The organism is Flavobacterium okayamense, from assembly GCF_019702945.1.
In the GTDB taxonomy this organism is placed as follows: domain Bacteria; phylum Bacteroidota; class Bacteroidia; order Flavobacteriales; family Flavobacteriaceae; genus Flavobacterium; species Flavobacterium okayamense.
In genome coordinates this window covers 1,183,060-1,196,166 of record NZ_AP024749.1, presented here as the reverse complement: position 1 = coordinate 1,196,166, position 13,107 = coordinate 1,183,060, and the positions used below count along the sequence as shown (strand labels likewise).

Annotated in this window: 13 protein-coding genes; 1 reads left to right on the top strand and 12 read right to left on the bottom strand. The window is 31.1% G+C overall.

Going from position 1 to position 13,107, the window contains the following annotated elements:
• Nucleotides 1-6 precede the first annotated feature (6 nt).
• From KK2020170_RS05450 to KK2020170_RS05410, 9 genes are all read right to left on the bottom strand, one after another.
• A complete protein-coding gene (locus KK2020170_RS05450; RefSeq protein WP_221259809.1) occupies nt 7-837 on the bottom strand; it encodes a prephenate dehydratase in 831 nt (276 codons plus the stop codon).
• A gap of 210 nt (nt 838-1,047) precedes the next feature.
• Nucleotides 1,048-1,734, bottom strand: a complete 687-nt coding sequence (gene folE, locus KK2020170_RS05445; protein ID WP_221259808.1) for a GTP cyclohydrolase I FolE — start codon at nt 1,732-1,734, stop codon at nt 1,048-1,050.
• A gap of 28 nt (nt 1,735-1,762) precedes the next feature.
• Nucleotides 1,763-2,446: an SDR family NAD(P)-dependent oxidoreductase gene (locus KK2020170_RS05440; protein ID WP_221259807.1), complete on the bottom strand. Its 684-nt coding sequence runs from the start codon at nt 2,444-2,446 to the stop codon at nt 1,763-1,765.
• Nucleotides 2,443-2,718, bottom strand: coding sequence for a TIGR03643 family protein (locus KK2020170_RS05435; protein WP_255567343.1), 276 nt, complete (start codon nt 2,716-2,718; stop codon nt 2,443-2,445). The genes KK2020170_RS05440 and KK2020170_RS05435 overlap by 4 nt, the downstream gene beginning before the upstream one ends.
• 4 nt (nt 2,719-2,722) lie before the next feature.
• Nucleotides 2,723-4,249, bottom strand: coding sequence for a cryptochrome/photolyase family protein (locus KK2020170_RS05430; RefSeq protein ID WP_221259806.1), 1,527 nt, complete (start codon nt 4,247-4,249; stop codon nt 2,723-2,725).
• Nucleotides 4,246-5,559, bottom strand: a complete 1,314-nt coding sequence (locus KK2020170_RS05425) for a DASH family cryptochrome (RefSeq protein ID WP_221259805.1) — start codon at nt 5,557-5,559, stop codon at nt 4,246-4,248. Before KK2020170_RS05425 ends, KK2020170_RS05430 begins: the two co-directional genes overlap by 4 nt.
• Entirely contained in the window at nt 5,537-5,650 is a 114-nt protein-coding gene (locus tag KK2020170_RS05420) for a DUF2256 domain-containing protein (RefSeq protein ID WP_315861816.1), read from the bottom strand. The genes KK2020170_RS05425 and KK2020170_RS05420 overlap by 23 nt, the downstream gene beginning before the upstream one ends.
• 16 nt (nt 5,651-5,666) lie before the next feature.
• Nucleotides 5,667-6,974 (bottom strand): ABC1 kinase family protein, encoded by a 1,308-nt coding sequence (locus KK2020170_RS05415; protein WP_221259803.1) that lies wholly within the window; start codon nt 6,972-6,974, stop codon nt 5,667-5,669.
• Between the two features lie 10 nt (nt 6,975-6,984).
• A complete protein-coding gene (locus KK2020170_RS05410; protein ID WP_221259802.1) occupies nt 6,985-7,641 on the bottom strand; it encodes a TetR family transcriptional regulator C-terminal domain-containing protein in 657 nt (218 codons plus the stop codon).
• A 118-nt stretch (nt 7,642-7,759) separates the two neighbouring features.
• Here KK2020170_RS05410 and gldA point away from each other — a divergent pair, with 118 nt between their 5' ends.
• Nucleotides 7,760-8,656, top strand: coding sequence for a gliding motility-associated ABC transporter ATP-binding subunit GldA (gene gldA, locus KK2020170_RS05405; RefSeq protein WP_221259801.1), 897 nt, complete (start codon nt 7,760-7,762; stop codon nt 8,654-8,656).
• 37 nt (nt 8,657-8,693) lie between these two features.
• Here gldA and KK2020170_RS05400 read toward each other — a convergent pair whose 3' ends face one another.
• From KK2020170_RS05400 to metH, 3 genes are all read right to left on the bottom strand, one after another.
• Nucleotides 8,694-9,083 (bottom strand): tetratricopeptide repeat protein, encoded by a 390-nt coding sequence (locus tag KK2020170_RS05400; RefSeq protein ID WP_221259800.1) that lies wholly within the window; start codon nt 9,081-9,083, stop codon nt 8,694-8,696.
• Nucleotides 9,084-9,343: 260 nt separating this feature from the next.
• Nucleotides 9,344-10,300, bottom strand: coding sequence for a methylenetetrahydrofolate reductase [NAD(P)H] (gene metF / locus KK2020170_RS05395; RefSeq protein ID WP_221259799.1), 957 nt, complete (start codon nt 10,298-10,300; stop codon nt 9,344-9,346).
• Between the two features lies 1 nt (nt 10,301).
• The gene (gene metH, locus KK2020170_RS05390; protein WP_221259798.1) at nt 10,302-12,974 is read right to left on the bottom strand and encodes a methionine synthase; all 2,673 of its coding nucleotides are present in this window, start codon (nt 12,972-12,974) and stop codon (nt 10,302-10,304) included.
• Between the last annotated feature and the right edge of the window lie 133 nt (nt 12,975-13,107).

Genomic DNA, 13,107 nt, shown 5'->3' with positions numbered 1-13,107 from the left:
TTACTATTAATTTTGATTTCCTGATTGATATTCTCCTAACACTTTAAAATCTAAAGTCATTATATCTAAAAGTGATTTCGCTTTTTCGTAATGTTTCCTTTTTTCAAAAACCACATCTATAAAAAACGAATAACTAAAAGGTTTTTCTATAATCGGTAAGGATTGAATTTTTGTTAAGTTCAATTTGCAATTATTAATAACATTTAATACCGTAGCTAAATTTCCAGGTGTATCATCTAGTTCAAATTTTAATGAAGCTTTGTTAATCTTCTTTTCTATTTTTCGAGTATTACTTGCTTCTAAAACTACAAATCGTGTTTTATTACTTTTAACCGTATGAACACTTGGTTTTAAAATTTCTAATTTATACAATTCGGCTGCAATGTCTCCAGCCAAAGCACCAATTCCGTTTAATTGATTTTCTTGAATTTTTTTTGCAGCATTAGCTGTATCGCTACTTTCCACTAATTTAATATTTGGATATTGATCAAAAAAATCGGCACATTGTAAAAGCGCAATGGGATGCGAATGAACTTCTTTTAAATCTTCTATTTTTTGACCCTTTAAGGCCAATAAATTCATATTGATATTTACATAATGTTCGCCAACAATAAATGTATTGTATTTGTCCATTAATGCATAATTAGGTAAAATAGTACCAGCAATAGAATTTTCTAATGCAATAACTCCATATTTTGCTAAACCTAAACGTAATGTTTCCATCACCTTTTTAAAAGAACTACACTCAATAACAATATCATTATTTTGAAAATATTCTGTTGCCACTTGGTGGTGAAATGATCCTTTAATCCCTTGAATTGCAATTTTACTTACCATACATTCAAAAAAAAATCCCGAAGTCTAAACTCCGGGATTGTTGTATATCTAATTATATAAATTTAAATCTTTTACTTTTTTACATAACATAACAACAATCCCTTTTCGTTCCAGAAAAAGAAATAATATAAGTTGTTAAAATATGTTACGAAATTTTTCATCTGTTATTTTCAGTAGCAGCAAATATAGAAATTAAATTGAATTTCAAATCTATTTTTTTATAAATTTTAATAATGTTTCCACTTTGTGTGGTTCTTCAAATGCGCCTCCAAAATAATTGGTTACCGTTGCGGAAGTGTCATCTTGAATTCCTCTTGAAGAAACACAGAGGTGTTTTGCATCAATTATTACTGCTATATCTTCGGTTCCTAAAATAAATTTTAATTCGTTTGCAATTTGCATAGTTAAGCGCTCTTGAACCTGTGGTCGTTTCGCAAAATACTGCACAATTCTATTAATTTTTGATAATCCGATTACAGTTCCATTTGAAATATAAGCCACGTGTACTTTACCATAAATAGGCACAAAATGATGTTCACAATTTGAATAAAACGTGATGTCTTTTTCAACCAACATTTGATTGTATTGGTATTTATTTTCAAAAAGAGCAACCTTAGGTTTATTATCTGGTTTTAAGCCCGAGAAGATTTCTTCTACATACATTTTAGCTACTCTATCTGGAGTTCCTTTTAAGGAATCATCGGTTAAATCGAGGCCTAAAACTTCCATTATCTCTCTAAAGTGAAAAGAAATTTTTTGTTTCTTTTCTTCATCAGACATTAAAAACGCATCTTTTTTTAAAGGTGTTTCAACAGATGTGAACATGTGATTGTCTCCAATTTCATCTGATGAAAATTGAACTAAATTCAGATTTTTGGTATTCGGATTCTTTGTCATAGCATTTGTTTTTTGGATTACTAAAAGATCAATAACTCAGAGAAATTAATCCGTTATCTTGAATGAATATTTGCCCTGTTATTCCTTTTGAATTATCTCCTAATAGAAACTTAACAGTTTGCGCAACGTCTTCGGGTTGTAAAATTCTTTTTAAAGGATGTTTTACTTCCATGTTTTCTACTATTTTTTCATTTCGTAAAATTCCCGAAGCTAAAGGCGTATTTACTAAAGATGGCGCAATGGCATTTACTCTAATTTTTGGCGCTAATTCGGCTGCTAAACTTTTTGTAAAACCTTCTACTGCTCCTTTTGCAGCAGCAATACTTGCATGAAAAGGCATTCCTCGTTGAGCTGCTACAGAACTAAATAAAACTAAACTTGCGCTTTCAGAAGCTTTTATATTAGGCAAATAATTTTGGATAACTTTTACTGCGCCAAAAAAATTGACTTCCATATCGAGCTTGTAATCTTCATTCGTCAATCTGTTAAATGGTTTTAAATTAATAGTACCAACTCCATAAACGATTCCGTCTAATTGAGGCAATTGCGGTAATTCATCTTGTAATACATTTAAAGAAAAATGTTCGCCGTTGTAATCAAAATCGGGTTTAGTTTGCGAAATCATGTAGCAAAAGTCACCATTTGCTGAAAGTAGTTTTACTACTTCTTTTGTAATTCCTTTGCTTCCGCCAATTATTAAATAAGTTTTCATCTTTTGCTTATTTTATTTCCTGTTATTTGTCTTTGTAAGGCACATTTGAATCGATTAATTTCTGGATTGCGTTTGTGTAAATGCTTTTGACTTACTCCAGAATTTACTCTTTTGCGCCAACGATTGAAAGAAGATCGTTTCAATTCTGTACGCATTAATTTAATGACTTCCTTTTCAGGTAATCCAAACTGAAATTCGATAGCTTCAAAAGGTGTTCTATCTTCCCAAGCCATTTCAATAATTCTATCTATTTGCTCAATATTTAGTTCCAAAATCTTAAAAATTTCTAGTTTCTAATAAATGGTTTGCTCGATTTAAGGTTTTTGATAATTCCGTTTTATCCATTTTATTCAACAAGGCATACATCATTTTCATTCTTCTGTTATCTTCTAATTTTTCTCTGTTTCTATCTAAAAAATTCCAGTATAAACTATTAAACGGACAACTATTTTCTTCATACTTCTTTTTTTTATCATAACTACAATCCGAGCAATAATTACTCATTTTGTCAATATAATTTCCAGAAGAAACATAAGGTTTTGTTGCTATTTTTCCACCATCGGCAAACTGACTCATGCCACGCGTGTTCGGTAATTGTACCCATTCAATTGCATCAGCATAAACCCCTAAATACCATGCATCAACCTCATCAGGATGAGTTTCCATTAGTAAAGCAAAGTTTCCTAAAACCATTAATCGTTGAATATGATGCGCATAGGCATTATCTAAAGAGTTTTGCGCACAATATGCTACACAATTCATTTTTGATTTCCCTGTCCAAAACACTTCCGAAAGTGAACGTTTATGATGGAAGAAGTTCCCTTTTTTCATTGTATCGAAATGATTCCAATACATCATTCGTACATATTCGCGCCAACCTATGATTTGACGAATAAAACCTTCTACTTGTGCTAATTCAATTGTATCTTGATTATCATAAAAATAAGCTTCGGTTTTATCAACGATTTCTTTTGGACTTATCATTTTTACATTCAAAGCAAAAGATAAATTGGAATGAAAAAGCATCACTTCATTCGTATGCATAGCATCTTGATACGTTCCAAAATGCGGCAATAATTGTTTTAAAAAATAATCAAATTGCGCTAAAGCTTGCTCTCTTGAATTAGGAAACTGAGAAACTTTAGCATTTTGTCCGAACGTTTTAATTTTTGTTGCCTCTAAATCGGAAATAATTTCATCAACTAAATTATCAAAAGTCAACACTTTTGGAACCGAAAATTCTTCTTTCCATTTGTTGCGGTTTTCGGCATCATAATTCCATTTTCCACCCAAAGGCTTTTCATTTTCAAGCAAAACATGATGCTTTTTTCTTACATGACGATAAAAATTTTCAAGCAATTCGTATTTCTTTTCTTTTCCCAATTCTGCAAGCTCTTGTAATGAACAATAAAAATGTTCGCTATCAAAAGCTTTTACAGGAATAGAAAGTTCTTTTTTTAATTTTTTGAATTCATCATACAAACGTTTTTCATCTGGAAATTGAAAATGAACTTCTTGAATATTGTATTTTTCAATTATAAACGGAATGTTTTCAGTAAAAGTTTGTTTATTTTCCTTATCAGTGAGCTTATAATAAACTGTGTTTAGTTTTTGATTTTGTAACCAATGGTGAAAATTTCGCATCGCATCGAAAAACGCCACCATTTTCTTGTGATGATGCATTACATAATTCGTTTCCGAATACATTTCCATCATCACATATAGATAATTTTCTTGATTTTTTTCTTTAAACCAAGAGTGATTTGGATTGAGTTGGTCACCTAAAATAACTCGTAAAATCATACTTCTACTTTATTTTTAGTTAACCATAAATTGCGAAAAACGTGAAACGCATCATAATTTTTTGCTTGCAACTCGATATTGAATTTTCTATCTCGAGGATCGTTTCCTACACCTGCTAAATAATTCCAATTGCCATAATTAGAATGCACATCATAATCAATTAAAAAAGCTTCAAAATAACTCGCACCGATGCGCCAATCTTGTTCTTTTTCTTTAGCAAAATAGCTCGCTACATTTTGTCGGCCACGATTACTCATCCAACCCGTTAATTTCAATTCGAGCATATTAGCATTTACGAAATCATATTCGGTTTTACCATCAATCCAATTTTGAATAACGGTCGGATTTTGCTTCCAATGATACTTTCTATTTAAAATCCCACTTTGGTAAAACAATGCATCGCCAAATTTTAAACTTACACATTTGAAAAAATCGCGCCACAATAATTCAAACAAAACCCAATAGGTTGATTCGTTTGCTATAACTTCTTGTTCAAATTTTCTGATTTCCTGATAAATTATTCTAGGAGAAAGCGAACCATTTGCTAACCAAGCCGAAAATTTTGTACTATAATTTACTCCTACTAATTCGTTGCGAGTTTCTTTATACGTTTTTATTTGTTGGTAATCCCAAATATATTCTTTCAAATGTTTTAAAGCCGCATTTTCTCCTCCCTCAAAAGGAAATGCAGAACGATGATCTATTGACATCGATTCATAACCTAAATCTTCTAATGTTAGTATTTCTTTTGAAAAAGATAACTCGACTGAAGTAAATTTTTCATTTGGAAGTTCAACACAATTTTTAACATCCCAATTTTGCTCCACTTTTTTACGATAAGCTGTGAAAACATTTGGCAAATCTTGTATTGAAAAAAGTAAATCTTCAGGATGAATTAGAAATTGATCATAAAATGTATTCCATTTTACATTTGGAAATGTTGTCTTTATTGCATTTTCAATTAAAAATTCTTCAGAATTCCATTCATTTTGAGAAATAATTGTATCGAATGGAAATTCACTATAAATATCTTGAAAGGCTTCTGATGCTGATTTCTGAAAAACATACAGTTGAATACCAAATTTGGAAAGATTTTGTTGTAAAACTTGTAGTGATTCCAATAAAAATTTGGCTCGAAAAACTTCCATTTTCTTCCAACCATGGTTAGTTACTTCAAACCAATTTGGTTCAATGCAATACACCGCAATTACTTCATCATTTGGAGCCATATATTTCCAATAAGAAGCATCGTGTGTTCGAAGATTATTTCGAAACCAAAGTATTTTTTTATTTCCTTTTTCTACATGCATCGCTACAATATTTGACTTCCTCCCAATTCTTCGCCCATTTTTTTCGCCATGAAAAAGGTTGCTTACAAGCTAAACAAACCTTTGTCGGCAAATAGGATTTATTGCCTTTATGAAAGGTATCTTTCAAAATCGTTTACTTTTATTTTTGCTTTTATATCAAACATTAGGTTGTACAAACCAAAAAATGTTCGGTTTACATATATAAAGTGTTTCGAACCTCTACTTCCATTCATTTTTCGGAGTGTTTTATCATTTGAAAACTTCTCACTTAATGCTGCGATTTGAGCAAAAAATGTTGGGTTTGAAAAATCAAATTCTTCCGCTTGGACGGGTTGCGTAAAAACCGATAATAATTCATGAAACATTTTAGAGAAAAACTCCTTCTCTTTAACTGAATCGGTTTCTTTTAAAATTTCTAATTCATATAATTTTGCTTCGAAATAATCTTTATCCGCAAGCGCTTCTGGAGTAGCTACTTCAAAATAGGGTTTGTAAAACGAATCTGGAATTTCTTTCATACAACCAAAATCAATCGCGATTAAATTGGCTTCTTCATCAACTAAAAAGTTTCCAGGATGCGGGTCGGCATGAAATTTTTTCAATTTATGAATTTGGTACATGTAAAAATTCCATAATGTTTGTCCTATTTTATCTCTTTTTTCTTGCGAAGTTTCCTTTTCACAAAATTCAGAAAGATGCACACCTTTCATCCAATCCATGGTAATAATTCTTTCGCAAGAATATTCAGGATAATATTTAGGAAACTTTAAATTTTCAATAACTGAACAATCTTTTCTCGTTTGTTCACTTTGAAACAATTCTAACTGATAATCGGTTTCTTCTGTTAATTTATCTTCTACTTCTTGAAAATATTCATCAGAAGTTCCTTGTAAATTAAACATTCTAACTGCTACTGGTTTTACCAAAGCAATATCCGTTTTAATACTGTCTCGAACTCCTGGATATTGAATTTTAACCGCTAACTTTTTCCCGTCCATCTCCGCTTGGTGAACTTGACCAATACTTGCAGCATTGATAGAATCTGGTGAAAACGAATCAAATAAATCCTCAGGATACTGTTTGAAGTAATTTTTAAATGTTTTACGAACTAAGGGCGCTGATAAAGGAGGCACCGAAAATTGCGATAATGAAAATTTTTCTACATACGATTTGGGCAAAAGGTTTTTTTCCATGCTTAGCATTTGAGCAACTTTCAGCGCACTTCCTTTGAGTTCTTTTAATCCATCGTAAATGTCAGTTGCGTTTTCTTCGTGCAGTTTATCTTTGGTTAACGAGGGGTTTATGACTTTTTCGCCATAATATTTTAGGTAATTTCCACCAACTTTTGCACCTGTTGTAACTAATTTAGCAACACGCTCAATTTTATTGGTTGGAATGGAATCAATTTTTTTCATTTGTTACTAATTACATATTCATTTTCTCTTTCCAAAGAAATTTTCCAAAGTCTAAAACGCTTTCAAAAGGGACACTATACAAAACATCAAAACTTGCTTTAATTGATTTTTCAATGAAAACATCAGTTTTTTCAAAATTTGGAGAAGTATCATCTAGCCAATATTTTAAAATAGATAAAAACTGTGCCCAAGCCCCTTCAACTAAAACCTTACTTTGAACTTTATTGAATTTTTCAATATCAGATTTAATTGGATTTTCAAGAATCGCTTTAACAAATTCTAAATAGGAATTTCGAAGTGATTTCAGTTTAGATAATGATTTTAATTTATTCTTTTCTTGAACCAATAAATAGTTTGCAAAACTTCTATTAGCAGTTGCAACTTCAAAAAACGTAAAGTAGAAGACTGATAATTTCTGTTTTGCATCATACGTTTCATAGTTGTCTGATTTATGAATCATTGATAAAGTATAATCAAACATTTGCTTGAAAAAATCTTGTTCAATTTGTTCGAAAGAAGTGAAAAACTGATAAAATTCAGCTTCTTCGAAACCATTACTTTTTGAAAACTCGTATACAGAATTTGGCATTTTTCCATTTAATAAAACAAATTCTATATAACTATCTGAAATTGTTTCTGCTGTCAATTTTTTCTTTTTTGTTGCCATGATAAATGATTTTGTTTAACAAATTTAGTATTTTTATTAAACAAAATAGATTTTTTAACATAGTTTAATATTCTAGATATGTTAGTTATTTTTTTACATTTGCTAAAAAGAAACCTATATGTCGATAGTAGTTGAAAATATTTCCAAGTTTTATGGTGAACAAAAAGCCCTTAATTCAGTAAGTTTTTCTGTTAAAAAAGGAGAAATCGTTGGTTTTCTTGGGCCAAATGGAGCTGGAAAATCGACCCTTATGAAAATTTTGACTACTTATTTAACTCCCGACGAAGGAAAAGCAGAAGTTAATGGCTTTGATGTTTTGACTCAATCAAAAGATGTTCAAAAATCAGTTGGTTATTTACCTGAACACAATCCATTATATTTAGATTTATACATTAGAGAATACTTAGCTTTTAATGCAGATGTTTATAAAGTTTCATCTTCAAGAATTGATGAAGTAATTGCATTAACTGGACTAACTCCTGAAAGTCATAAGAAAATTAGTCAACTCTCAAAAGGATATAGACAAAGAGTAGGTTTAGCATGTGCTTTGTTACATGATCCAGAAGTTTTAATTTTAGATGAACCTACAACAGGATTAGATCCAAATCAATTGGTTGAAATCAGAGAATTAATTAAAAATGTTGGAAAAAATAAAACCGTTTTTCTTTCGACTCATATTATGCAAGAAGTTGAAGCTATTTGCGATCGAATTATAATTATTAATAAAGGTGAACTAGTTGAAGATAAATCTCTTCAATCTCTAACTAAAAATGAAATTGAACATCAAATTATTCAAGTTGAATTTGATATTATCATTGATGAAGCTAAGATTGAATTTGAAAACCTTATAAATATACAAACCAAGGATAATATTAGCTGGGAATTAACTTTTGAATCTACAGATGATATGAGACCTAAAGTATTTGATTTTGCTCAATCAAACAACTTAAAGATTTTACAAATGTCTAAAAAGAGTAAGAAATTGGAAGACATCTTTAGAGAGAAGACAAATTAATAACATTAAAAAAGCGCCTTGAGGGCGCTTTTTTTATTTAATCTAAGGTTGCAAGATACTTCCTGTGCAATCCATCTAAATCATCATACAATACTGATAAAGCATAATCTGATAATTTAGGTAATATTGTTTGATTGTAAATAAAATCAGCCTCATTGAAACCATATTTCGTTATAGCCTCTTTAATAGCGCCTACAGCATTTTTCTTGTCATTACTTTTATAGTATGAGTTAGCTAACTCAATGTAAACGCTTTTTAAATCAGAATCTGTAGAAGTCTTTATAAACTGCCTATACGTTTTAATTGCTTCTGTATAATTTCCTTCTTCAAAATATTTTCTAGCTTGAGAAAGTATTGAATCATTTACGCTTGCAAAGTTTAACTGTGCAACCATTACAAAAACTAGTGTAAGTATAATTTTCTTCATGGCAGATTGATTTAAAAGTTTAACATTCTAAAGTTAACTCATTAATTCCTTTTAAAAAAATTTTTTTATCAATTATTTTTTCATATATTATATATTCATTTAATTTTTTAACATTTTTTTTATTTAATTTACAATAAATTGAATTTTATTCAAGAAATAATTAAATATAATTAGTCATTTTAAGCATCTTTTTAAATAATCAAAAAAAATGCACTTCATCTGAAAAAAGTGCATTTAATCGTAAAAAACAATTTATTTACCTAAAATAAACTTTGAGCAATCTTATATATATTATTAGATTTTCCCATTGAATAGTAATGTAAAACAGGGACTCCATTTTTAATTAATTCTTCACTTTGCTTTATGCACCATTCAATTCCAATTTGGCTTACCGCTTCATTGTCTTTTGCTTTAACAATATCCATAATTAAACAATCTGGTAAATCTACTTTAAAACGATGTGGAATTAAATTTAATTGATTTTTTGTTGCAATAGGTTTTAATCCAGGAATTATTGGTACCGTTATACCTTCCTCTCTACATTTTTCAACAAAATCAAAATATTTTTGATTATCAAAAAACATTTGGGTTATTATATAATTTGCTCCATTTGCAATTTTTTGTTTCAAAAAATGAATATCACTGTCTAAACTTGGTGCTTCCATATGCTTTTCTGGATAACCTGCAACTCCTATACAAAAATTCGTTGCTGTGGAATTTTGCAATTCATCATCAAGATAAATTGCATTATTTAAACTTGATATTTGTTTAACTAACTCAGATGCATATCGATGTCCTTCTCTTTCTGGTTTAAAATAAATCTCATTTTTAACAGCATCTCCTCTTAAAGCTACAACATTCTCAATTCCAAGAAAATCTAAATCAATCAAAAAATTCTCAGTGTCTTCTTTTGTAAAACCTCCACATAAAATATGTGGAATGGCATCTACTTTAAATTTATTTTGAATAGCTGCACAGATACCAACAGTTCCTGGCCTTTTTTTAACAATTTTCTTTTCAAGTAGCCCATTTTCCCTTTCTTTATATTCATATTCCTCCCTATGATAAGTAACATCAATAAAAGGAGGTTTAAATTCCATTAAAGGATCTATATTATCAAATATTGATTGAATATTTTGTCCTTTTAAAGGAGGTAAAATTTCGAAGGAGAACAAAGGTTTTCCTTTAGCGTTTTGTATATGTTCAGTTACTTTCATTTTAATCTGCTAAATTGGGTGATAGCCATTTTTCGGCTAATTCTACACTTATATTTCTTCTTTTGGCGTAATCTTCTAATTGGTCTTTTTTTATTTTTCCTAAGCCAAAATATTTACTTTCTGGATTGGCAAAATAATATCCGGAAACTGAAGCTGCTGGCCACATTGCAATACTTTCAGTTAACTTAACACCTATTTGGTTCTCTACATCTAATAACTGCCACAATGTGACTTTTTCTAAATGGTCTGGACAAGCAGGATAACCTGGAGCAGGGCGAATTCCTTTATATTTTTCTTTAATTAATTCCTCATTTGACAAAATCTCTTCAGAAGCGTAACCCCAAATTTCTTTTCGGACTCTTAAATGCAGATACTCTGCAAAAGCCTCTGCTAATCTATCGCCTAAGGCTTTAACTAAAATGGAATTATAATCATCTAATTGTTTTTCGAATTCTGAAGCTTTTTCATCAACTCCAAAACCTGTGGTAACACAAAAACATCCAATGAAATCTTGTTTACCAGTTTCTTTGGGGGCGATGAAATCCGCTAAAGCAATGTTTGGAGCTCCTGCTGTTTTTTGTGATTGCTGCCTCAAACTTAGAAACTTCTCAACTCCACTTGAAGTCACAAGCTCAATATCATCGTGATTTATGGTGTTAGCAGGAAAAATTCCTAAAATTCCTTTTGCCGTGAACCACTTTTCCGAAACAATTTGTGATAACATTTTTTGTGCATCTTCAAAAAGATTAGTTGCTTGTTCGCCTACAATTTCATCAGTTAAAATAGCTGGAAATTTCCCGTGCAATTCCCATGATTGAAAAAACGGTGTCCAATCGATAAAATCTAGTAATTCAGAGAGTTCGACTTCAACAGTTTTAGTTCCGATGAAATTAGGTTTTACAGGTTCGTAATTATCCCAATCGATTTTGAATTTATTTTTCCGAGCTTCTTCTATTGATAAAAAGTTTTTCTCACGACTTCTGTTTAGATATCCTTCTCGAAGTGAATCGTATTCTTCACGAAGCGATTTTGCATAAGTAATTTTTGTATCGGGTTGTAATAAATTAGTTGCAACCGTTACCGCACGAGAAGCATCGTTCACATGAACTACCGTTTCCTTATATTCTGGTGCAATTTTCACAGCAGTATGCGCTCGTGAAGTTGTGGCGCCACCAATCATTATTGGAATTTTGATATTCAATTTATCCATTTCTTTAGCCAAATACACCATTTCGTCCAACGAAGGCGTAATCAAACCACTCAAACCGATAATATCTACATTTTCTTTAACCGCAGTTTCAATGATTTTTTCAGGCGGAACCATCACTCCTAAATCGATGATTTCAAAATTATTACAAGCTAAAACAACTGAAACAATGTTTTTACCAATATCGTGAACATCGCCTTTTACAGTTGCCATCAACACTTTTCCTGCCGATGAAGATTTTCCATCTTTTGAAGCTTCAATATAAGGAAGTAAATATGCCACTGCTTTTTTCATTACGCGAGCCGATTTTACCACTTGAGGCAAGAACATTTTTCCACTTCCGAATAAATCGCCAACCACATTCATTCCAGCCATCAAGTTGATTTCGATAACTTCGATGGGTTTTTCAACTAACTGACGCGCTTCTTCTACATCAATTTCGATAAATTCATCAATCCCTTTAACTAAAGAATGTGTTAATCTTTCTTGAACAGAAGCGTTTCTCCATTCTTGAACTGCTTTTTCATTTGATTTTACATCATCTTTAAAACTTTCGGCTAAATCCAACAAACGTTCTGTAGCATCTTCTCTTCTGTTCAGCAAAACGTCTTCCACATGTTCCAACAAAATAGGATCAATTTCATCGTAAATCTCCAACATTTCTGGATTTACAATTCCCAACGTCATTCCGTTTTGAATCGCATGGTACAAGAACGCTGAATGCATCGCTTCACGCACTTTATCGTTTCCACGGAAGGAAAAAGAAACATTACTAACTCCGCCCGAAATATGTGCATAAGGAAGATTTTCTCGAATCCATTTGGTAGCTCGGAAAAAATCTAAAGCATTTAGTTTGTGCTCTTCCATTCCGGTTGCGACTGGAAAAATATTAGGGTCAAAAATGATATCTTCTGCAGGAAAACCAACTTGGTTAACCAAAATATTGTAACTTCTTTCACAGATTTCAATACGTCTTTCGTAAGTATCCGCTTGACCGTTTTCATCAAAAGCCATTACAATTACTGCAGCTCCGTATCGCTTGATTAATTTGGCATGATGAATAAAAGTTGCTTCTCCTTCTTTTAAAGAAATCGAATTCACCACACCTTTTCCTTGAATTACCTTTAAACCCGCTTCGATTATTTCCCATTTGGAAGAATCAATCATTACTGGAACTCTGGCAATATCGGGTTCGGCTGCGATTAGATTTAGGAATTTGGTCATCGCATAAACACCATCCAACATTCCTTCGTCCATATTAACATCGATGATTTGCGCGCCACCTTCAACTTGAGCACGCGCAATTTCTAAAGCTTCATCGTATTTTTCTTCTTTGATTAATCGAAGAAATTTTCTAGAACCGGTTACGTTTGTTCGTTCTCCAACGTTTACAAAATTGGTTTCTGGAGTTACAATCAAAGGTTCTAAACCTGATAATTTTAAATATTTATCGGAATTATAACTCATTATTTATTCTTTTATAATGTTTCGCAACATCCTTCCAAAAGGATTTACTGTTGCTTACGTATTGGCAAACCCAACATCGTTGCGACTGTAAAAATGTTTCGAATTGTATTTTTATGGTATTGTTTTTCATTGT